Source organism: Paenibacillus sp. RS8, from assembly GCF_041956825.1.
Taxonomy (GTDB): domain Bacteria; phylum Bacillota; class Bacilli; order Paenibacillales; family Paenibacillaceae; genus Paenibacillus_AQ.
In genome coordinates, this window is record NZ_CP168131.1 from 1,769,222 (window position 1) to 1,792,677 (window position 23,456).

A 23,456-nucleotide genomic window follows, 5' to 3' on the forward strand; every position below is an offset into this window, starting at 1 on the left:
AGGATGAACAGCGATGAAAATTAAATTTAAACATCAGCAGTTCCAAATGGATGCGGTTAAGAGTATTGTTGACGTATTTCAAGGACAACCCAACGAATCCTCTCGTTTTACGCTTGATAAAGGTCGGCGGCAGAAAAGTGTGGAAATCGGAGATCTATTTCAACAAGCGAAAAGCAATGAATCCGAATATGGTTTCAAAAACAATCCAATCAAGTTGATTGATCAGGAAGTTTTGAATAATATTCAGTTGACACAACGTAACAATGGATTGAAATTGTCTGAGAAACTTGAGGGTAAGTACAATCTAACGATCGAAATGGAGACCGGTACGGGGAAGACATACACCTATATCCGTACCATGTTCGAGTTATATAAGAAGTACGGTTGGAGCAAATTCATAATCGTCGTGCCTTCTATCGCTATTCGCGAAGGGATACTGAAGACGTTTCAGATTACCGAAGATCACTTCATGGCGGAGTATGGGTCGAAAGCTCGATATTTCGTTTACAACTCGAAGCAATTGCATCACATTGAGAAGTTTGCCAGCGATGCTGGGATCAACGTCATGATTATTAACTCTCAGGCGTTTAATGCGAGGGGTAAGGATGCAAGAAGAATATCAATGGAACTGGATGACTTTAACTCCCGGCGTCCAATTGATGTTATTGCGAGCACCAATCCGATCCTGATCATCGACGAGCCTCAATCTGTGGAAGGTTTGAAAACAAAAGAGGCTTTGAAAGATTTCAAACCGTTGTTTACGCTGCGATATTCGGCAACTCATCGGGACGATTACAACAAAGTCTATCGTCTTGATGCTCTGGATGCGTATAATATGAAGCTCGTCAAAAAGATTAACGTAAAAGGTATATCAGTTAAAGGTACTAGCGGAACGAACAGTTACGTGTACCTAGAAGGTATTGATATTAGTGACAAGCATGCTCCTGTAGCTCGACTTGAATATGAAAAACGTACCAAGACCGGATTGACCCAAGTATCAAGGAAGATTAAAATTGGCGATAGACTCTACGATTTATCCGACAATTTAGAGCAGTATAAAGGTTACCAAGTATCAGAAATCAACGGACAGAAAAACAGCATCAGCTTCACTAATGGTGTCACATTGTACGCTGGAGACGTGCAGGGTGATGTCAGTGAACTTCATTTCCGTCGAATCCAGATTCGAGAGACGCTGAAATCTCACTTCGGGAAGGAGCGAGTATTGTTCCACCAGGGGATTAAAGTACTATCGCTCTTTTTCATCGATGAGGTTGCCAAGTATCGGCAGTATGATAAAGACGGCAATGAACAGAACGGTGATTATGCGGATATCTTTGAAGAAGAATACATGAAGCTCCTGAACGAACAATTGTCACTGTTTGTGGATGATCCTTATATTCAATATTTGAATGCAATCCAAGTGAAGGATACGCATAAAGGATACTTTTCGATCGATAAAAAGAGCAGTCGGTTTATTGACTCTAAAGTATCAGCCAGAGAAACGGATTCTGATGATGTAGATGCATACGACTTGATCATGCGGCATAAAGAGCAACTTCTCAGCTTCGAGGAACCGACGAGGTTTATTTTCTCTCACTCGGCGTTGAAAGAAGGCTGGGACAACCCGAACGTATTCCAGATTTGCACGCTTAAGCATAGTGACTCCACGATCAAGAAGCGTCAGGAAGTTGGACGTGGACTGCGACTATGCGTGAATCAGTATGGTGAACGGATCGACTCTAGTATTCCGGGTATTGATGTTCATGAGATCAATGCATTGACTGTTGTAGCCAGTGAATCCTATGAGCAATTTGCCAAGCAACTTCAAAGTGAAATTGCCGCTACGTTGTCGGATCGACCACGCAAAGCGGATAATGGCTTTTTCTTGGAAAAAGTCCTTGTGAATGCCCGCGGTGAACAATTGAAGATTGACGATAGACTCGCGACCAAGCTGCAAAATGCATTCATTCGTAACTGCTATACCGATGATGACTACAATCTGACGGATGTCTACTTTGCTGCCGTAGAAGAACAATCCGTCAAACTGCCCGATGAACTCAATGGGTACCAGGAGCAGCTTATCGAACTTGTCAAATCGATCTACGTTGAAGGCAAATCGGATATGACGAGTGACGATCGGAAGAATACGATTCCATCCATCACAGTGAACAGCAACTTTTACAAGAAAGAGTTCAAGGAATTATGGAACCGGATCAATAAGAGATCGGTATACACGGTTCAGTTCGACTCAGAAGAGTTGGTACGGAAGTGTGTCATGGCGATTGATATGAGCTTAGACGTACCTTCCATACGTTATTCCATCAAGCACGGGGAAATGAACGAGATCGAATCCCGTGATCAACTGAAGCAAGGTGGAGCATTCATACAGCGGGAGACGCAGACAGAATACGTTCACAGTCCTGCGACATCGAAGATTAAGTACGACTTGATCGGTAAGATGATGGATGAAACAAAGCTCACTAGGAAAACGATTGCTGCTATCTTGAAAGGCATCACACAGGCTAAATTTATGCTGTTTCAGAAGAATCCTGAAGAATTTATACTTCGGGCATCCAGATTGATCAATGAGCAGAAAGCGACGACTATCATTGAATCCATCACTTATGATGTGATCAATGATACATTCGATACTGATGTGTTCACGAAGAACACGCTGAAGGGACAGCTTGGTCAAAATGCGATAGCAGTAGAGAAGCACATTTACGACTATGTGGTGACGGATTCCAAGATCGAGCGAGCTTTTGCGAAAGAGCTGGATACGAGCAAGGAAGTAAGCGTATATGCGAAGCTGCCAAGGGGCTTCTACATCCCGACTCCAGTCGGCGACTACAACCCGGACTGGGCGATTGTATTCAAAGAAGGTGACGTGAAGCACATCTACTTTATTGCCGAGACGAAAGGTTCTTTGGACTCAATGGAGTTGCGTGAAGTCGAGAAGGCGAAGATTGAATGTGCACGGAGGCATTTTGCTAAGTTGAACTCGGATCAATTGAAGTATGATGTTGTTAACAGCTATGAGAAGTTAATGGAGATTGTAAAAGGGTAATAACTAGTACAAAGCCGGGGGTCATTCATTTGATCTTCGGCTTTTAATTGTACATAGTACTCTTGGTTGGCAGGAATTTGAGGCATAATGTGGAAGTATGTAATACAACAAACTATCGGGGGGTTTATATGTACTTCGAATCTACATTTGCTCACATTGAGGGAAATCCCAATCTAAGAGAACCACAAGTGCAAGGATATTTGAGAGTGAAAGAATATTTTGAATCTCCTGTTGATCATAAACCAGCATTAGTCACTTTACCGACAGGGGTTGGTAAAACGGGTTTGATGGCTATTCTGCCTTATGGCATAGCCAAGCACAGGGTGCTAATTGTTACTCCGAATCGGACAATTCGCAATACGGTTACCGATAGCCTTGATCCAAGATATGAACATAACTTTTGGTGGAATCGTAAAGTCATAAATATACCAACGAATTTACCTGAGGTCATTGAATATGAAGGTGATCCTAGAACGCTGGAACAAGCTAAAATAGTGATTACTAATATTCATCGACTCCAATCCCACAATGCAAGTTCACTATTGCATAAGGTACCTCGGGATTTTTTCGACATGATTATTATCGATGAAGCTCATCATTCTCCAGCAGCATCATGGGTAGAGATGGAAGAGTATTTCAATTCGGCAAAAATTATTAAAATAACAGGCACACCTTTTAGATCAGACAAGAAAGAAATCTACGCTGAGGACATTTATTCATATCCGCTAAGTCGAGCAATGATAAAAGGCTATGTGAAGCAACTTGTAAAAAAAGAGTACATTCCAGATCAGTTGACTTTCAAGGTACAAGGATTTGATGAAGATGTGACCTTGGAAGAAGTATTGAAATTAAAAGACAGCGACTGGGTGGAAAGAACTGTAGCTTACTCAACACAGTGCAGTGAAGCTGTCGTACAAAGAAGTCTTCGAATCATGACTGAGAAAAGGGAGGCAACAGGAGTTCCTCATAAGATCATTGCTGTTGCTTGTTCCATCGAACATGCTAGGGAGATTAAGCAGTTATATGAAGCAGCTGGATGTCCTGCATCAATTATACACAGCGACATGGAACCCGCTGATCAGGATCGCGAAAGAGTAGATTTTCATAATGATCGAACTCATGTAATTGTAAACGTCGGTATGCTTGGTGAAGGATACGACCATCCTTACATCTCTATTGCATCTATATTCCGACCGTTTAAGAGCTTATCGGCATACGCTCAATTTGCAGGGAGAGCATTACGCTCAATTCCAGATGCAAAAGACCCTTCAATAGATAACGTTGCTCATCTTGTATATCACAATGCACTCGGTCTAGAGGAATTGTGGGAGTACTACAGTAAAGAACAACAAAAGGCTGAGATCATCGACAGGTTAGAAAGATTTTTCGAAGAGAATGAAGGTGGAGGCTCTTCTGAAGGTAATGGCGGATCGGAGCTTGATGTTGGAGAAGCTAGACAATCGGAAACTTTCAGAGAAGAACTGAAGACATTTGTTGGTGATGAAACCATATTGGAAGCGTATGAAGAGGCAATTCGACAGAGCAGAAGTAAGACTGAAGAAGCATTAGATGCATTAAGGTCTAAAGGTATTCCGATTACTGACGAGATGATTAAACTGATCGAAGGGTCTACGTTTGAAGATATTGCGAAATCGAAAAGACCTGACCTTGAATTAAAAGAGCGTCGACAGGAATTAAAATCATACATTGAAAATGGAATCGCAGAAATATTAACTGCAAAGGGTCTAAACCCCAAAGGGAAAGCAGAAGATACTGCTACAAAGTTAGGTTATTACCGTGATACACAACTGGCCTTAGACGGCCTATGTGTCAAAATAATTAATGAACAATTGCTGAAGGCGATTGGGTATCCAAGAAAACAATGGTCGATTGCTGACTTCAAGCAAGCAAGACCGCAGGCTGAAAAATATGTGGCATATTTAGCAGAAAGACTTTAGAATGAGTTTATTAACCGAAAGGAGGGTAACAATTGCTTAATGTGCAGGAATTAAAAGTGAAGTTAGCACATGTTCTTGCCAATAAGGGGGTTGCTCCTTTTGTGTTGGCAAACAATATTAGTGAAGCAAATTACGATGAGGTTTCCCTTTACAAACGTGATCAAATGATTATCGTTGACATGTACTGTAAAGATGACGAAACAGGCGAGCCGCTACAATTCAGATATATGTATAACAAAGATGAGGTATTGCTGAAATCAGAAATGATTATAGCAGGACGATCAAGTGTGATGTGGGATAGGGAAACAGAGATAGCTAGTTTGACCAAGCAAATTCAGCAAGCAGAAACTTTAGTTAAATTATAGAAAAAGGGGGCCTAGGATATGATCATGGGCCCTTTTTCTATGTAGCGGTTTATCTTTTACTACTTATCCAGATATTTTTCAACAGCTGCATATGTTTGAGAATCGACCTCATAAGGTGTATCCTCAACCTCGATAATATACCTTGAAACTCCACCAGTAACGACATCAGTATCAGTGCTTAGAATTGTTTCTCTGGGAACAATATCAACTACGTTACCAGATCTGTCTGTGAATGTTGTAGCCATAGATTTTCACCTCCCTAATTACATAATTATACCAACTAACACTTTCATAAATCAAACAGTATTAGGTTATCTTATTTAACGTTACGTTGAACCGTATAATAATAACGGTTTCGCTAACGGAGAAATATGTTGAAGTCACCGCTTTTTATGAGGCGATTATTATGTGCCTGAAAATCAACAGTGAAAAACAAAAGAGCCATAATATAAGCTCATTGGGATCATCATCCAATGTTGATGGTTCTACAATGATACCTTCAACTTCATTAATTGAAGAGGTATATTAACGTATAACCATAGAATAATTGAAATAGTATGGAGATTGCATATTAGGATAAAATGGTTCGATTTCGATAGTCTGCTATTGAATTTGTACATACCAACATGAACGGCTCGGCTCCATAAGAAAAACCCGCTAAATAGCGGGTTTTTTGCTGTTTAGTGGTTGAATTGTATACTGAATGTAGACAAGGAATTATGGGGAACTAAATGTGTTCATTATTGTAGACATGCTGTTTATATCTAAAATTAGATCATTCACTTTGAAGTTAATAATTAGTGGCACATTTTCCGAAATTACATCTATAAGAGCTCGAACTGATATAAGATTATGGCATTAAGCATCAAAAGCAAAACATTCGGAGGAATTACTATCATGAGTTTTACTATTGATTATGTTAAAAATAAAAACAGAATTATTGTAACATCGGATGGTATGGAAGTTGAGGATGCCCTTGCGTACGCGGAACAATTTCCGAGAGTACTGAAGAAAACTAAGCGAGGGTTTACAGGTATGACTGTAATTACTGGAGGCTTGGTATTTAAGCAAGAAGTGATGGCAATTCTTGCTCCAACTGGTGAAGATGCTGTGAAAGCCGGGATCTCTACAAAACACAAATGGGTGTATGTTGCGCCTACCGCGTTCTACAAAACGCAAATGCATCGTATGTTTAAAGATATTGCAAACTTGTACGAATCGATAGAAGAAGCTGAAGCGTATCTTGATTCCGCAGGCAATTAGCAACTTCTTAAAAATTAAAAACCTTTATGTAAACCTTCTGGCTGGTTAGAATGCTTCTAGGGTGACTTCAAAACTGTGACTACACTCGTAAAAGCTTATGTGGCGTTCTCTTTGGACAGGGGTTCAACTCTCTCGGCTCCATATGGAGTATTAGTGAAGACACCTTAAAGGGTGTCTTTTTTTATATTATCAGAGTATGATCTGGACTATGCATGACGGTTTAAAGAAACTGAGTATCTTGCTAGGTCCAGTATCTTTCGTATATGGAACTAAAATTGCAGTGTAGAAGAAGTGCTTATCCCGTAATTAAAGATGATAAGCTCTGGAATTGCTATTCATTCAGTCTTAGAATTGTGAAAGTTGTGAAGACCAAAAAAAAATTAAGGTTCTATATAGGGATAAAAAAGGCAAACATAGGATGGGATGAGTTAATAAGTAGATATAAATGAAAACCAGTACACTTATGCTATAATTTAATAAAGTGTTTCTGTGCTTTTAGAAAATCGGATAAAGGATGCAATGACCAACCATGTATGAGAATCAGACTTCTATGCACCACAAGCTGTTTATTATCGGCGCAGGTGCTGCCGGACTAATGGCCGCTGTTACTGCGTGTGATATGGGTATCGATACTGCCATTCTGGAGAGTAACGACCGGATTGGAAAGAAGATATTAATGACAGGTGATGGCCGCTGTAACATTACAAATGAATCCACTGCAACGGGTATAGATGAAGCAATCGCTTTATCGCGCAAGTATCACAGTAATCAGGCCGGATTTCCACTTGCGGTATTGCAGCAATTTGGCATCCGTCAGACCATAGATTTTTTCTCCTTTCTCGGGCTTCCGCTTACAAGATTGAAGGAGGGCTTGATGTATCCGATGTCGCTGCAGGCAGCAGCGGTGCTGGATATTTTCCAGCTTGCGCTGGAGGATCGGAATGTTCCGGTGTACCTCAATAACAAAGTGTTGGATGTTACTGTTTCGAAGAATCATCCGCGCTTCACGATAAAATGCCAAACGGAGACAGAGGAGGAGGTTGTTTATACTAGCGACTATCTACTTCTATCTGCGGGTGGCCTTGCCGGTCCAAATGCGGGAAAAGAACCTCCTGGGTATACACTTGCCGAACGTCTGGGACACACCCTGATTAAGCCTTTACCGGCCATTGTGCAATTGAAGCTGCAATATCCGAATATGAGGGCACTGTCCACTATCAAATCTCAGGGACAAGCTCATATCATTGTGAACGGTAAAGTCATCTGCAGTGAACAGGGTGAAATTGCCTTCACGGATTATGGTATTACCGGCCCGCCAATTCTTCAGCTAAGCAGGAAGGCTGCGTATAATCTTGCAAGAGGAGAACAGGTAACATTGTCGGTTGATCTGATGCCGGGCCGCACGGAGGAAGAGTTAGTTGAGTTTTTAGAAAGGCTCTGGGAGACCTTTGGACACCGGACTGTGGCGGATTGCCTTGTTGGCATCTTCAATAAGAAGCTTGTTTCTGTCCTACTAAAAGAGACTGGCTTAGATCAACAGCCAGAGTTGCTTTGCCAGGATCTATCGATGAAAACCAAGGGGAAATTTTATCGAATCTTGAAGCGTTGGGAATTTAAAGTGACGGATACCAATGGCTTTACGAATGCGCAAGTGACAGCAGGCGGCATTGATACGTCGGAACTCATCGAAGGAACGCTGGAATCCAAGCTGGTGCCTGGGCTGTATTTGGCTGGCGAAGTAATGGATGTGGACGGAGATTTCGGCGGCTATAACCTGCAATGGGCCTGGAGTTCCGGATATGTGGCCGCCATGGCGCTAGCTAAGTCAATTCAATAAATTTATTAGGAAAAGGGATGCATCAATTAACATGTATAAGGATCAGACTTCTAAGCACCACGAGCTGTTCATTATCGGTGGGGGTGCTGCAGGTCTAATGGCTGCAGTTACAGCGAGGGATCAAGGTATTGATACAGCAATTATTGAAAGCAATGACCGGCTTGGGAAGAAAATAATAACGACGGGTAACGGACGTTGCAACATTACGAACCAATCCACCGCCACCGGTAAGGATGAAGCGGCCGCTTTATCACGCAAGTATCACAGTAATCAGGAAGGATTCCCAATACATGTATTGCGGCAATTCGGTGTCCGCCAAACGATCGAATTTTTCTCCTCGCTCGGGCTTCCCTTTATAAGCTTGGAGAATGGCCGGATGTATCCGATGTCGCTGCAGGCGGCTTCGGTGCCGGGTGTATTTAAGCTGGCGCTGGAGGATCGGAATGTTCCCGTATATTATAAACATAAAGTGTTGGATGTTACCGTTTCGGAGGGACATCCGCGGTTCGCGATAACCTGCCAGACGGAGACAGAGGAACAGGTTGTGTATACCAGCGACTATCTTTTTCTATGTGCAGGCGGCCTTACCGCTCCCAAAACGGGAACGGACGGCTCCGGTTATACGCTTGTCCAACGTCTGGGGCACACCCTGATCAACCCGGTGCCAGGCATTGTACAATTGAAGCTGGATTATCCGTATTTAAAGGAACTATCGGGCATCAAATTTGAGGGAGAGGCCCAGGTTATCGTAAACAATGAAGTCATCCGCACTGAGTCTGGTGAGATTCTTTTTACGGACTATGGTATCTCGGGCCCGCCCATACTTCAGCTCAGCAGAAAGGCTGCGTATAATCTCGGAATAGGAGAATCGGTGACATTGTCGGTTGATTTAATGCCGGAGCGCACGGAGGAAGAGTTAATTGATTTTCTGGAGATCCACTGGGGGATCTTCGGACACCGGACGGTTGCCGATTCCCTTATAGGTATCGTCAGCAAGAAACTGATTCCAGTTCTGCTGAAGGAGGCTGGAATTGATCAACAGTTGCACCTGCTTTGTCAGGATCTTTCGTGGAAAACAAAAAAAATATTTTATAAATTATTGAAGCGTTGGGAATTTAAAGTGACCGATACCAATAGCTTTACTAATGCACAAACAACAGCCGGTGGCATCGATACGACGGAGCTAACCGAAGGAACGTTGGAATCTAAGTTAGTCCCTGGACTGTATTTGGCAGGTGAAGTGATGGATGTCGATGGAGATTGCGGCGGCTATAACCTGCAATGGGCCTGGAGCTCCGGCTATGCCGCAGCGATGGCACTTGCTGATCGACGTAATGGCAACACGTAAGGAGACAGATGGTTTACGGACTCTTGGCACGTTGCAGTGAAATACTTGCATGCATTGAACACACAGCGGCTAATTGTGGATTTGCTATGGCTCTGCTCCATATGGATTACAAGTAGAAGACACCTTAATAGGTGTCTTTTTTTATTGACTGGGAAATCATACCTATTGGAAAATAGCATGTAAACTTAGAGAAATAGGGATTTGTCATCATTGTAAATAAAATATACACGAAGATATATGCAACTCTTATTAACTATATAAATTCAATTCCAATAATTACCGATAGAATAACGAGATCGAATATAGAATGAATTAAAATTTTTATTAAACACTCGGTATCTAAGACAAATTAATATTTTGGAGGGAAAAATGAAGAATAAAATTGGAAAGCTTTCTAGTGTAGTTTTGTTGTTTTCACTTGTAGTGTCTTTAATTACAGGTGGATTAGGAAATACGATAGCACATGCTGCGGGTCTTTCGATTACGGGTAGTGGGGGCTGGAATGAAACTGCGTATGTGGAATGGTCACCTGTAAGTCAAGCGACGGGTTATACGGTATATGTTAAACCGGCAACTGCAGCGGATTCCCAGTATCAACAAATTAATGATGAATTAATTCGACAATACGCTTCCTATTGGAGAGCGGATGCTGTGGGACTTGCTGCTGGAGCTTATGTAATGAAGATTGAAGCTACACTGCCAGGCGGTGGGGTGGTAAGTGAGGTTTCGAGTCCGCTATCTGTTACGTCATTTGACCGATCTGGATTTTCTTTTTCGGCCAACTCACCCTATGGAACTGGTTCGGGTGCTTATAATGAAGATGGAACGCTCAAGAATGGTGCACAAGTGCTGTACATAACCTCTCAGAATGCTAAAACCGTAACCCTTGGTGTGAAAACTAACAGCTCAGGTGCTATACAAACTGGCGTAGGTCTTGGAGAAATATTGAAACTTAGACAAAAAGGTTATGATAAAATGCCACTAGCGATTCGAATGATTGGAAAAGTTACAGCTGCTGATCTGAGTGGACAACTTAACAGCAGTGGATATCTTGAAGTCAAAGGTAAAAATAATTATTCGGAAATGAATATTACGATTGAAGGTATCGGGAACGATGCTTATGCATACGGTTGGGGAATACTTCTTAGATATGTCGGTAATGTGGAAGTAAGAAACCTAGGGGTGATGTTATTCCCTGACGATGGCATTTCAATGGATACAGGCAATGCGAATGTGTGGGTGCACAATAATGATATTTTCTATGGATCTGCAGGAAGTGATGCGGACCAAGTTAAAGGTGATGGTTCCACGGACGTTAAAAAGGGGTCAACATATGTTACCATCTCTTACAACCACTATTGGGATTCCGGAAAAGTTGCTCTAGTGGGTCTGAGCGAGTCTACTGAATTCTTTGTTAGCTTCCACCATAACTGGTTCGATCATTCGGATTCCCGTCATCCGCGTATCAGAGTGGCCTCTGTTCATATCTATAATAACCTTTATGACGGAGTTTCCAAATATGGTGTCGGTGTAACCACAGGAGGTTCAGCTTTTGTAGAATCAAATGCTTTTAGACATGCTAAATATCCAATGATGAGTTCTTTACAGGGTACTGACGCTTTAGGAGAAGGTACATTCTCAGGTGAAAATGGAGGTATGATCAAAGCATACAACAATAGTATTGTTGATGCTGCGAGTCTTATTTATGCGAACTCTGATGCTGGAACTGCTCCGGCAAAAGCAACCTCATTTGATGCCTACTTAGCATCGTCGAGAAATGAAACTGTCCCAAGTTCATACAAAACACTAAAAGGCGGCACAACGTATAGCAATTTCGATACGATCGTTGATACGGGAGCGAAGGTATCTGACATTGATGACGTGAACGCAGTTGAACAGATTGTTACGGCAGAGGCTGGACGATTGAATGGTGGAGACTTCACATGGCAGTTTAATAATTCAGTGGATGACACATCGTCTGCACTTAATACAGCTCTGATGTCCAAAATAAGAAGTTACACCACTGGGCTTGTATCTGTAGGCGGTAACTCTAACTCAACAGAGCCGACACCAACGCCAACACCAACAGCAACGCCGAAGCCGACAGCAACACCGACTCCAACAGCAACGCCAACACCAACAGTAACAGTAACGCCGAAGCCGACGGTAACACCTACACCAACAGCAACTCCGGTGCCGCCAACGGGAGCGTATGCCCATAACTTTACGACTGATGGGATTACAAGCGACTTTTTCAATATTCAAGGAAACCTTTCAGCAAATAAAGGAACTGTGATCTACAATGGATTGACACTAACTCAAAGCTTAAAAATCGAGAGTTCAACTAACATTGAGTTCACCTCTAATGAAGGAACATTGACATTAGTATTTAATTCAGCAGATGGTAACAAAATCAAGATTGATGGAACAAGTTATTCCATGACAGATGGCATTGTTAGCGTAGCGCTAGCAGCAGGCGCACATACCATTACGAAAGATAGTCCTGCCAATCTTTATTACATGCAACTAGATCAGGTTCCAACAACTAGAGCATATGTTCATAACTTTACGACCGATGGAACAATTAGCGACTTCTTCAATATTCAAGGGAATCTCTCAATTAATAAGGGGACTGTGCTATATAATGGTCTAACACTCACTCAAAGTCTAAAAATTGAGAGTCCAACCAGCATTGGGTTTACGACAACTAAGGATTCAACCCTAACATTAGTGTTTAATACAGCTGACGGAACTCAAATCAAGGTCGATGGAACAAGCTACCCGATGACTAATGGTATTGTCAGCTTACTCCTTGCACCCGGTGCCCATACCATTACCAAGGATAGTCCTACGAACCTGTATTACATGCATGTAGAATAAGATGCTTTAATTCCTTACTAATATATATTTCGATATTATTCAGACGGATTCGATTTCCATCGGCTCCATATGAAGTAAAGACACCCTTAGGGGTGTCTTTTGCTTTAGTCCAAACTCTTCCAGTCTCTCTTATATACTCGGCTCTCTTTTTGCCCAGCTATAGTTTTTTTCAGCCAACCCAGTTAAATGAACCGAGCCTCTGACGCATGAAGCCCTATATGAGAAAAGATAGCTCAGCCCTCTTCCCCCAAATCACCCTATTGATGGTAACTTGAATTTTGCGTAGTACTAGAATCTAATTTATAATAATAGACTGATCTAAACTGCTTTAGGAGGAAACAATGGAATTTATCAAAAATCATCTAGACGGATATGGCATAAGTGAACAAATGATTGGGTATCTCTCAAATTTGATCATGGTTGTTTTTATAGCTGTGGTCTCCATAATGGTTAATTTTATAGCCAAAAAAATCGTATTAAAGACAATTATTCATATCATCAATAACAATAGTTATACGTGGGACAATGTCATTCTGGAGAAGAAAGTATTCCATAAGCTGTCGCATCTCATGCCAGCAATCATTATCTATTTTTCAGCATCTATCTTCCCATCCTACCAATCTATAATTGAAAAATTTGCTTTAACGTATATGATTATCGTAACTATCATGGTGTTTGATGCATTGCTCAATGCCCTGGATGCGATATATCGTTCGTTCGAGGTTTCCAAGATTAGACCCATTAAGGGATACATTCAGGTAGGAAAAATCGTTCTATTCATCATCGGTGGTATCGTGGTGATCTCGAACCTCATCGGTCAGAATCCTTTAATTATTCTCAGTGGTCTTGGTGCCTTATCGGCTGTTCTAATGCTAATCTTTAAAGATTCCATATTAGGCCTGGTTGCAGGTGTTCAATTATCATCGAATGATATGGTGCGTGTCGGTGACTGGATTGAAATGCCTAAATACAATGCGGATGGCGATGTGATCGACATTACATTAAACACGGTAAAGGTTATGAATTTCGATAAGACAATCACGATGATTCCGAGCTACGCTCTTATCTCGGACTCATTCAGGAATTGGAGAGGTATGCAAGCATCTGGTGGCAGAAGAATTAAGCGAAGCATTTATATTGATACAAGCAGCATAAGCTTTTGTTCCCAAGAGCTGATTGATGAATTTATGAAGATTCACTACCTTACCGATTATGTCACGACAAGACTGAATGAAATTAACACGTACAACCTGGAGCATCAGATTAATACAGATAGTATGGTCAACGGTAGACAACTTACGAATGTGGGTGTATTCAGAGAATATATCCATCAATATTTGAGAAATCATCCGAAAATTCATAAGGATATGACACTGATCGTCAGACAGTTAGCACCGGGAGATAACGGTCTGCCATTGGAAATTTATGCTTTCAGTAATGATATTAACTGGGGAGTATATGAATCGGTTCAAGCGGATATCTTCGACCACATTTTTGCGGTTATGCCGACATTTGGACTTCGTGCTTTCCAAAATCCAACCGGCCATGATATTGTCCATCTCAAAGAGAGCGCGCAATTTTCTCGGCAATATTGAGATGGAGCGGAGATAAACTGAGTGATTGTAAGGAGAGCGAATCCCCTTGGCCTCCAACATTATGAACACCATCCTTATGAGGATGGTGTATTTTGTATTTGCTAGCAATGCAATCACTGTATTTTCAGCTAACTCTCAGTTCAATATAAGCTTTGTTTAAGAATAGAAATGTAAACTAATCGTGTATAAAATCTATCGAAAGGAAGTGATATAGTATGCTGAAGCGTACAATGTCTCTTATGCTTGTCTTAATCTTGACAATGACTAGTGTAGTGGGGGTTGCTTCTGCTAGTACAACTACGAAGGAAACGGTTATTAATCTTTCGGATTCAGCAGTAATCGTTGATGGACAGAAGGCGTCAACGAGTTCATCGGCCGCTGTATATACGGGAGCTAGCATTGTGTATTATGAGGACGGACATGACAGTAGCTATGGAGAAGGTACAGATTCAGATACACACAGTGCGGAGGAAGCAGCTAAGCATACAGTTGTGACCATTACAAAACCGGGCGTTTATCGTGTAACAGGCAAGTTATCAAAAGGACAGCTTGCAATTGATCTTGGGGAGGATGCTGCTTCTGACCCTACAGCGGTAGTAACACTTATTCTAGATGGAGCAGATATTACGAGTACAGTGGCTCCGGCAGTTATTTTCTACAATGTATATGAGCCGTACTCCAATACAGAGGACACCAAAGGAATTGTCGATCTTAGTCATGCAGGTGCACAGGTTATTTTAGCAGATGGCTCTGTAAACACTGTAAATGGCTCTTATGTCGCACGAATTTATAAAGAGGGCACAACGAAAAAACTGCATAAGTATGATGGAGCCTTCTATTCTAAAATGTCCATGAACATTTCTGGAGAAGCTAAAGGAACAGGAGAGCTACATATTACTGCTGCTAACGAAGGGCTCGATTCTGAGCTGCATTTGGCTCTCAATGGTGGAAAGGTTTATATTCAATCCCAGGATGATGGAATCAATACGAATGAGGATGGAATATCGGTTACAAGTATCAATGGTGGATATCTTTATGTGAATGCAGGTCTAGGAGCAGAAGGTGATGGGATTGACTCCAATGGCTACTTAACGATTAACGGAGGAACTATTGTTACTATGGCTAACGACCGTAGTCCTGACGGCGGTATCGATGCAGATAAGGATATTACCATTAATGGTGGTACGGTGCTTGCACTAGGAACGCGTAATGATGCGACCTCTTCTACATCCAAGCAACCGTTTATGGAGTTTTCTTTTGCTACGACACAAGCGAAGGGAAGTATAATTTCATTAAAAGATTCGGCAGGAAATGAATTACTAAGTCATACTGCGGAAAAGAACTTTCAAAGCGTAACCTTCTCATCGGCTGAGCTTAAGCTCAATACTGAATATCATCTGTACATTAATGGAGTACAGCAACAATATACAGGAAATTCATTTGGCATGATGGGTGGCGGAGGCTTTGGTGGTAATCGTCCTAGCGGTGACAACGGCCAAGCTACTCCTCCAACAGGAGAGCGTCCTACTACCGGAGAAAAACCAGAAGGTACACCTCCAGCAATTCCTGATGGGATGCAGGGAAAACCAGAAGGTGGCTTTAATCCAGACGGACAAAACACAGCAGTAAGCGGTGAAGGTTCTACAGCATTTAAAATAACGGACTCTATTCATAGCTTTTCAGGTATTTCCGAGGCAACTGATAATAGCGGTAAAACAAAAGTTACCTTTACCGTCAATGACGGAGCCGGCATTCAAAGTGTAGCTTCTGGTAAAAGTGTTGTATTGAAGGGAGTTACAGCAAGTGCAAATGTTCCTGAAAGTGATATTCAGCTAACAGTAACGGACGTACCTTCTGAGAACTATTCTGAAACGTATCTTCTTTCTGAGTTAAAGGATGATTACTCTAAGATTATGCCTAAGGAGGATGGGCAATACCGTCTTACCATTGCGGTTGTGTCTTCTAACGAAACCTACACAGGGGTATCACAATGGCAATTTTCAATCGGTATGCTACCCTTCACGGATGTGAAGTCAGACGATGCGTCTTATAATGCCATTAAGACTTTGTATGAAAAAGGAATTATGATTGGAACGAGCTCTACTCAATTTTCACCAAATTCACCAGTAACACGTGCAACTGCGATTACAACTCTTGGTAGACTTCTTAATATAGAGCAGACTGAATCCAACGCCTTTAATGATGTTGTGAAAAATAGCTGGTATGGTGGGTATGTTGGTTGGGCAGTTGAAAATGGACTTGTTATAGGCGATGGAAAAGGGAATTTCATGCCCAATGCTAACCTGACTGCTGAGCAAATAAAAGCTGTTATATCGAGATATGTGGAACTGAATGGATTAAATATTGCGGTAGACGAGCTTTTTCCAAATACTCTTACGGGTACAATGACTCGCGCAGATCTTGCGTCTATATTAAGCAAGCTGCTGTAGATATGAGTAATAAAAAAGACACCCTTTCAGGTGTCTTTTTTATTTTCATCTTGAAAAGAGAATATTACTGACGAGTCTAATGAAAGTTCCCGGTTTCATTTTCCGTGAATTTGCCATTGCTGTCATGCTGAGCTTGTTTGCGGCGATCATTACGGGCTTGTTGCTGTTGTTGGGCTTCCAGGCTGTTTACGGGAGTGGCTTCCAATTCTTTTACGGTGTTGATCAGATTCTTGTCTGGTTGATTTGCACTCAATTGAAAATTCCTCCTTGATTACCTAATGGTTGTGAATTTTATTATGTGCTGGCTACCGTGAGGCTATTCGTAATGTATTTTCATTCTATATGCCATTATTTTGGATGTTATCTTACTGTAATGTCTTGAAAAGCAGGCCCAGCTTGTCTAAGTTATCTCCACCGCGACCTAAGAAACTTGCGACATAGCTACCTGAAGGAGCAGACAAAGTGTAAGAGGTTCCGCTTTTTGTTCCTGCGGCTACTTTGCGGTTTTGGAGGATTGTTATGCAGCATTCGAGTGGGTCTGCAATCATGCGGACGCCTTAGGCATTGATAAGAGTAGAATAGCAATTGGGGGAGATAGCGCGGGTGGCGCACTTGCTGCTGCAGTGACTTTAATGGCACGCGATAGGCAAGCTCCTCCTATTTGTTATCAAATGCTACTTTATCCAGTAACAGATGCAAGACAGACTACGGAATCCATTAAAAAGTTTACAGACACACCACTGTGGAACTCCAAACTTAATAAGAAAATGTGGGAATTGTATCTCAAGAATGGAGTAGCCGCTAGCAAGAGAGAATATGCATCTCCTATGGAAGCAACTTCATTAACAGGCTTACCTGACGCCTATGTTGAAATTACAGAGTTTGATTGTTTGCGGGACGAAGGAATTCAATGCGCAGAGGCTTTACAAAAAAGTGGGGTTCAGGTTGAATTGTATCACACCAAGGGAACCGTTCATGGGTACGATATAGCCGAAAAAAGTGAAATTGTACAGCAGAGTGTAACACGAAGAATTGAGGCTTTACGAGGAGCTTTTAAGTAGAAAAAATGAATCAAGCCGTGAGCATCTCTTCGATGATCCACGCGTTTGATTCTTTTTTTATTTTATCATCCATAAAATGTAAAAATGTCATAATAATTTGATGACTGCTGTCACTATTTATCTTAATTTAAAAGTATTACAATAAAGGATGGTCCTAAAGCTTTAACTATTGCTAGAGTTGAGGCTTATTCAATCCTAAAAGAATTAACTATTTACACTGGAGGCAGCTCTTGAAGATGAACCCACAACTGTTACGGGATTTCCCGTTCTTCGAACATCTTGATGATGAATATTTAGCTGAAATTGCCAAGCTATGTAGTGAGCGTACTTATATAAAAGGAGAGTCCATCTTTTTTGAAGGTGAAGAGGGAGAGGAACTCTATCTGGTGATCTCTGGAGTTGTTCAAATCTATCAAGATAACCACTCTAGGGATGTGATCCTTTCTATTTTTAGAGAAGGTGACTTCTTTGGAGAGATGGCTTTGCTGCAAAATGAAAGAACACGCTCTGCTTCTGCGAGGACCATTGAGAAGTCCACCTTATGTATTCTGAAAAAACGCGATTTCATTCCCCTATTAAAAAGTAACCCGGAAATACTAATCGGCATTTTGGAAACAGCCTTAGATCGTCTACGTGATGCCAATAAATTAATAACAGACTTGACCGTTATTGACGTGCGTACGCGCATTGCTCGCGTGTTGTTGCGTCTAACAGAACAGCATGGCGTGCCCAGTGATGAAGGTGTTCTAATCGATTTGAAGCTAACGCATCAACACCTGGCAGATATGACAGGAACGGCGCGTGAGACCGTGACAAAATCATTGCTTGGATTACAGGATGAGCAGTTGATACGTATTGATCAGAGAAAGATACTCGTGTGTAACATAGATAGACTTAGAAATATACTTGACGTAATTTAAATTTGGATATTTGAAAATTGTAATTGGGGTTACAGAACATTAATTAACCTAAATGATATAACAGTATTAACAAAGAACACGAACGACTATTAATAAATGAAAAGAGGAACTGGAATGAGTGTTAAAAAATTGGTTTTATCTATGTCAGGTACTTTTGTACTGGGAATCATTGTAGGCGGGGTCTTGTTATATAACGATGCGGTCTATAACTCCGTTAAGGATGCCCTGAATGGAAATGCCACGCAAAATTCGGTAGGCAGCGTTAATGGAGTGGGTGGTGTGACACAGGTTAATATTCAGGGTATGGATCTTGAAACAGCATTGATGGCTGTACAGTCTAGCCGTGCAAGTATGTTAGAAAATCAGTTGAAAGACCAAATCGAATCCGTACAAGCCAAGAATGAAACAATCTCAAAACTGAATCAATTGTTGGGAATTATCAATGAAGAGCTAGGGAAGCTTCCTTCAGGTACTGAGGCCAACGCTGCTGTGAATCTGGCAGATGACAAGGGTGCCATGTTTACTGCCATGAGTATGGCTATACCGCAAACAAAAGGCGAGCTTGAGAGTCTGTTGGGACAAATCAAGTCACAGATTGATAGTGCAAGTAATAGTCAGCAAATGGACATGCTGCGCCTGCAAAGTTTATCCAATAAGCGGAACGAAGCTTTCGATGTAATGACGAATTTTGTTAAGAAAATGGAAGATTCCAGAAATAGTATTATAGGAAATATGCGGTGATGAATTAAAACTATGATACCAAGTGCTGCAGTCGATTTTCTATGTAATCATCCGTTATTACGAGGTATTCCTGATGATGAGCTACGAAATGTAATTAACGCTATAAAACTTATGTCTTTAGAGGATGGACAACGACTTCTTATGGAAGAGTCCACCTCTAAGGACTGTTTCATTATATGGCAAGGGAAAGTGCAAGTCACCTCGGTGAACTTAGTTGGAAAGGCGCTGCTCTTAGCTGAACTTGGACCGGGAGAGTTAGTAGGAGAGATCGGTCTTATTCGGAACGTACAAAGATCAGCTAGTGTTACGGCAATCGGACCAGTAAAGGCGTTGCGTCTGGACCGTTCCTCGTTCGAATATTTGGCGAGCCTGAGTCCGCTATTTTATGAGAGTGTGCTTGTGAACATACGGATTCGAATGATCCATAGTATGCTTCGCAAAGCGACAATCTGGTCGGTCATACCTGATGCTGAACTTCGGGGTCTTGCAGAGATTACAACGATTAAGAAAGTAACGAAGGGCGAAGAGATTATCGCGGAAGGTACGGATGTTGATCAATTTCTCATGATAAGCAGCGGAAGCATCGAGCTTTGCAGCCGAAAGCGGCGTAAGACTATTCTTCGAGAAGGGGATTTTTATGGAGAGACAGAGTTACTAACGGACACGGTTTCCTCGCACACGTTGATCGCGGTAGAAGATAGTGAATTACTGATCATGGGTAAGTTAGAATTCTTAACTATACTTGACTATTATGCTCCGGTTCGTCAACAACTCATAGAGGTTCTAAATATACGAACACCCCATATGTTGGAGAAAGTTACTATCGCCTTCGGCGGGGAGTCTATTGTAGAGGATAATAAATCGCTACCTAAGGCCAAAGACAAGTGGATGGAGCAATTACTCTGGCTGGTAGGTGGATTCCTTGTCTTATCCTTCTTGGCACTATTCCTTCATAGCCAATGGTGGAAGATCGCCGCTTTAATTGTTGGAGGTGTTGTGGGTCCTGTAGCATTCGTAGCTTTTATGAGAAGTCAGCAGTTAATAGGCTTTCGCCAGAGGAGGCTTGGTTTAGTTTTTGTGTCCACGGCGATTGTTGCTATCCCTCTGGCTTGGTATTTAGAGCGGATTTGGCTTTTTGAAGTAAAAGCAAATTCCTCCGACTTTTCGCAGCTTTACGTACCGTTGTCTGTAGCTCTAATTGAAGAAACTGCAAAATTATTAGTCTGTGTGATGCTCGTTCGGACGCGAAAAATCCATTTTCTGATGGATGCAGTGGTGTTTGGTGCCGCAGCAGGAATGGGATTTGCTGCAGTGGAAAGTATTATTTATGGATGGGTACATATTGATGATGCCTCTTCACTTGGAATGCTCGCCGTCCTATGGATGAGAGCATTATTATCTCCCTTCGGTCATGGAACATGGACTGCGATCGCAACTGTGGGTATCTGGTATGCAAGCAGCATGCATAAGAACTCGAACTTGGGTGGCAGTAAGCCGTGGACGAAAGGGCGACGTGCAATGGAGATGTTTTTGGCAGCAGTCGTGATGCATGCATTATGGAATTATCACTTTGAATCGGGTCTGATTAAGGCGGGTGCTATGGCCGTAGTCGGGTTTGTGGGTCTCTATTTATTGTTCTCACTCATTCGTAGGGGAAGAAGAGAGGAGTTCCATGCATTGAATATGTTAAATCCAACCGCGCATGAGGCGATAAGGCATGACGATCAAGTGAAGCCTAAGACGCAGGAGCTTTTTTGTGAAGGCTGCGGGTCAATGTCTCCTCAAGGTACTCGCTACTGTGCACGCTGTGGCCAGGCATTAAGGGTGAAATGATAATTAACTTTGATGTAGAGCCAAAAGCTCCGTTCCTAGTGGAACGGAGCTTTTTGTGTGCTCATTTAGAAACATGTAAAGGATTGGATGGACTCCAAGCTCAATCCTGTATACACCCAGAACCTTCCGTTCCACTGAAATCCAGCAACCGAGGTACGTCCTACGAAAACCGGGTAAAACCAGAATTGATTTCTATTGACAAGCCAAATGTACGTATTCCGAAACAAACAGCCAGCAATTGCTCCCGGGTCGACAGCAAGGGGCGAAACCGCAGATTGCTGAGGGATGAATTCTGGGGGAGGTGAGCTGGGTGCTGTGAGTCCTGGTTGCCCGGGGCCTGGCTGTCCCGCCTGTCCCGGCTGCCCTGGGAATCCTGGGAAACTTGGAGGTGGTAAAAATGACATAATCTTGTCACTCCTTAATGGATGGGCTAAAACATTGTATGTAGAAGCGGAGATAAGTGAATGGGCGTTTCGAAGATTCTTTACTATGTTTCGCGGGAGATGAAATGTTTTCTGGATTATGTGTTAAACGAGAGGACAGCTCATTGCAAGAATGAACAGTGGCTCACAATGTCATGTGGATATTATTCCCTTTATAAATTAAGCGCATGAATAACCCATGGAGGTTATAATAGACACAAAGAAGAACCGATGCTTACTAACCAACAGTACAATAGACCCCGTATCTTACGATGGGTGGGGTCTATTTTTTTTGGCGTAAGGCTGTTATGAAAGCTGTGTAGTCGGTATTATTGAAAGGTGATTTAAATGCTGAAAGCTTATGGTTGGCTCACTTTTTGTGTAGTCGTATGGGGTAGCAACTTTGTGTTTGGAAAGATCTTAGTTCAGGACTTCTCCCCCAGTCTGTTAACATCACTGAGACTTTTATTTATAGTGTTATGTCTAGTTGGAATAACAGCTTACAAAAAGAGTTTTAAGCTGGTGGGTAAATCGGATGTCCTACTAATTTTATCTTTAGGTGTTATTGGTGTGTTTATTAATCAATGGTCCTTTTTTAAAGGGCTGCAAACGGCTGATCCAACGACATCTGCAATTATTTTAGCTATGACTCCTATTTTAACGGGCTTGTTAGCCGCTGTTTTTTTAAAAGAAAAATTAATGATTCGTATGCTCATAGGGTCCATTCTAGCGATCATAGGCATTTATTTTGTCGTTGTAAAAGGTGGATCATCCTCGTTACATTTTGACAAAGGACTACTGTGGATTGTTGTGACGATGATAACATTCGCAATTATGATTATTATGACTAGGGTACTCTCGCAAAGAATAGATCCACTCACGATTACTTTATATTCAAATCTGGTGGGTTTTATAGTATCGATCCCTTTTGCCTTCTCGCTAGATACACCTATACGAATGAGCTCGAATATTACGGATTGGGCTCTGCTGATTGGAACCGCCATTGTTGTACATGGCATAGCCACTCTGATTTGGAATAACAATATTCGACATGTTAATGCTTCAAAAGCGTCTGTATTATCTAATTTAGAGCCTTTTGTAGCCATGATTATGGGATTAATATTACTGTACAAACCCATCACAGGTGTGGAAGTGTTAGGGTCATTGTTCATTCTGACAGGAGTTATGTTATCTACGTATCAACGAAAAAGTGCGATATTAAACCCGGTGGAATAGCCTGAGGGGGAGAGACTCGGAGACTCATTAATTCTCCGGGTTACAGCCCTTATTTTCACCAATTTATTCATATACTTGTGAATTAGTATCTTAATAGACTTAGATATGTTATAATAAATTTATTGAAGTAGCGTCCTAATAAATACACATAGTGTAGAGGGTTGTTCTTGAATTAATAACCTTGTACCATATGTGTATTTTTTATTTTTAGAGATAAGAATGTCATGTAAATTAAAATTAGGTGGTAATTAGTATGGAAACAGGCACAGTGAAATGGTTTAACGCAGAAAAAGGATTTGGATTTATCGAAGTTGAGGGCGGTAGTGATGTATTCGTACATTTCAGCGCAATCACTGGAGACGGTTTTAAATCTTTGGACGAAGGTCAACGTGTTGAATTTAATATCGTACAAGGCAATCGCGGAGCACAAGCTGAGAATGTCGTAAAACTCTAATATAGAGCTCGAAGCCCCAACCAATA

The 23,456-nt window shown here is 41.6% G+C and carries 17 protein-coding genes and 1 pseudogene; 15 read left to right on the forward strand and 3 right to left on the reverse strand.

Features of this window, described 5'->3' with window-relative positions; all coding sequences use genetic code 11:
- Window positions 1–13 precede the first annotated feature (13 nt).
- The 3 genes from ACDZ28_RS09260 to ACDZ28_RS09270 all read left to right on the forward strand — a co-directional run bounded on the left by ACDZ28_RS09260 (window position 14) and on the right by ACDZ28_RS09270 (window position 5,390).
- On the forward strand, window positions 14–3,067 hold the full coding sequence (locus ACDZ28_RS09260) for a type III restriction-modification system endonuclease (RefSeq protein WP_375104487.1): 3,054 nt from the start codon (window positions 14–16) through the stop codon (window positions 3,065–3,067).
- Window positions 3,068–3,195: 128 nt separating this feature from the next.
- The gene (locus ACDZ28_RS09265) at window positions 3,196–5,025 is read left to right on the forward strand and encodes a DEAD/DEAH box helicase (protein WP_375105327.1); all 1,830 of its coding nucleotides are present in this window, start codon (window positions 3,196–3,198) and stop codon (window positions 5,023–5,025) included.
- Between the two features lie 32 nt (window positions 5,026–5,057).
- Window positions 5,058–5,390, forward strand: a complete 333-nt coding sequence (locus ACDZ28_RS09270) for a hypothetical protein (RefSeq protein ID WP_375104488.1) — start codon at window positions 5,058–5,060, stop codon at window positions 5,388–5,390.
- Between the two features lie 59 nt (window positions 5,391–5,449).
- Here ACDZ28_RS09270 and ACDZ28_RS09275 read toward each other — a convergent pair whose 3' ends face one another.
- On the reverse strand, window positions 5,450–5,635 hold the full coding sequence (locus tag ACDZ28_RS09275) for a hypothetical protein (protein ID WP_375104489.1): 186 nt from the start codon (window positions 5,633–5,635) through the stop codon (window positions 5,450–5,452).
- 652 nt (window positions 5,636–6,287) lie between these two features.
- Between ACDZ28_RS09275 and ACDZ28_RS09280 the strand changes: the two genes are divergently transcribed.
- The 6 genes from ACDZ28_RS09280 (at window position 6,288) to ACDZ28_RS09305 (ending at window position 16,763) form a co-directional block, all read left to right on the forward strand.
- Window positions 6,288–6,653: a hypothetical protein gene (locus tag ACDZ28_RS09280; RefSeq protein ID WP_042123340.1), complete on the forward strand. Its 366-nt coding sequence runs from the start codon at window positions 6,288–6,290 to the stop codon at window positions 6,651–6,653.
- 529 nt (window positions 6,654–7,182) lie between these two features.
- Window positions 7,183–8,490, forward strand: coding sequence for an aminoacetone oxidase family FAD-binding enzyme (locus ACDZ28_RS09285; protein ID WP_375104490.1), 1,308 nt, complete (start codon window positions 7,183–7,185; stop codon window positions 8,488–8,490).
- A gap of 31 nt (window positions 8,491–8,521) precedes the next feature.
- On the forward strand, window positions 8,522–9,838 hold the full coding sequence (locus ACDZ28_RS09290; RefSeq protein WP_375104491.1) for an NAD(P)/FAD-dependent oxidoreductase: 1,317 nt from the start codon (window positions 8,522–8,524) through the stop codon (window positions 9,836–9,838).
- 369 nt (window positions 9,839–10,207) lie between these two features.
- Window positions 10,208–12,718 (forward strand): pectate lyase, encoded by a 2,511-nt coding sequence (locus ACDZ28_RS09295; protein ID WP_375104492.1) that lies wholly within the window; start codon window positions 10,208–10,210, stop codon window positions 12,716–12,718.
- Window positions 12,719–13,059: 341 nt separating this feature from the next.
- A complete protein-coding gene (locus tag ACDZ28_RS09300; protein WP_375104493.1) occupies window positions 13,060–14,313 on the forward strand; it encodes a mechanosensitive ion channel family protein in 1,254 nt (417 codons plus the stop codon).
- 215 nt (window positions 14,314–14,528) lie between these two features.
- A complete protein-coding gene (locus tag ACDZ28_RS09305) occupies window positions 14,529–16,763 on the forward strand; it encodes a carbohydrate-binding domain-containing protein (protein ID WP_375104494.1) in 2,235 nt (744 codons plus the stop codon).
- Between the two features lie 76 nt (window positions 16,764–16,839).
- Here the strand turns inward: ACDZ28_RS09305 and ACDZ28_RS09310 are convergent, their stop codons facing one another.
- On the reverse strand, window positions 16,840–17,016 hold the full coding sequence (locus ACDZ28_RS09310; RefSeq protein WP_170880194.1) for a hypothetical protein: 177 nt from the start codon (window positions 17,014–17,016) through the stop codon (window positions 16,840–16,842).
- A 253-nt stretch (window positions 17,017–17,269) separates the two neighbouring features.
- Between ACDZ28_RS09310 and ACDZ28_RS09315 the strand changes: the two genes are divergently transcribed.
- The 4 genes from ACDZ28_RS09315 (at window position 17,270) to ACDZ28_RS09330 (ending at window position 21,318) form a co-directional block, all read left to right on the forward strand.
- Window positions 17,270–17,824, forward strand: a complete 555-nt coding sequence (locus ACDZ28_RS09315) for an alpha/beta hydrolase (protein ID WP_375104495.1) — start codon at window positions 17,270–17,272, stop codon at window positions 17,822–17,824.
- Window positions 17,825–18,060: 236 nt separating this feature from the next.
- On the forward strand, window positions 18,061–18,744 hold the full coding sequence (locus tag ACDZ28_RS09320; RefSeq protein ID WP_042123352.1) for a Crp/Fnr family transcriptional regulator: 684 nt from the start codon (window positions 18,061–18,063) through the stop codon (window positions 18,742–18,744).
- 114 nt (window positions 18,745–18,858) lie between these two features.
- Entirely contained in the window at window positions 18,859–19,485 is a 627-nt protein-coding gene (locus ACDZ28_RS09325; RefSeq protein WP_339288786.1) for a hypothetical protein, read from the forward strand.
- Between the two features lie 12 nt (window positions 19,486–19,497).
- Window positions 19,498–21,318: a cyclic nucleotide-binding domain-containing protein gene (locus tag ACDZ28_RS09330; RefSeq protein ID WP_375104496.1), complete on the forward strand. Its 1,821-nt coding sequence runs from the start codon at window positions 19,498–19,500 to the stop codon at window positions 21,316–21,318.
- A gap of 65 nt (window positions 21,319–21,383) precedes the next feature.
- Here the strand turns inward: ACDZ28_RS09330 and ACDZ28_RS09335 are convergent.
- Window positions 21,384–21,710: pseudogene (locus ACDZ28_RS09335) on the reverse strand (collagen-like protein); the annotation flags it as partial.
- A 378-nt stretch (window positions 21,711–22,088) separates the two neighbouring features.
- Between ACDZ28_RS09335 and ACDZ28_RS09340 the strand changes: the two are divergent.
- Both ACDZ28_RS09340 and ACDZ28_RS09345 read left to right on the forward strand, forming a co-directional pair.
- Window positions 22,089–22,976, forward strand: a complete 888-nt coding sequence (locus ACDZ28_RS09340; protein ID WP_375104497.1) for a DMT family transporter — start codon at window positions 22,089–22,091, stop codon at window positions 22,974–22,976.
- 253 nt (window positions 22,977–23,229) lie between these two features.
- Window positions 23,230–23,430: a cold-shock protein gene (locus tag ACDZ28_RS09345; RefSeq protein WP_042123360.1), complete on the forward strand. Its 201-nt coding sequence runs from the start codon at window positions 23,230–23,232 to the stop codon at window positions 23,428–23,430.
- Window positions 23,431–23,456: the final 26 nt, after the last annotated feature.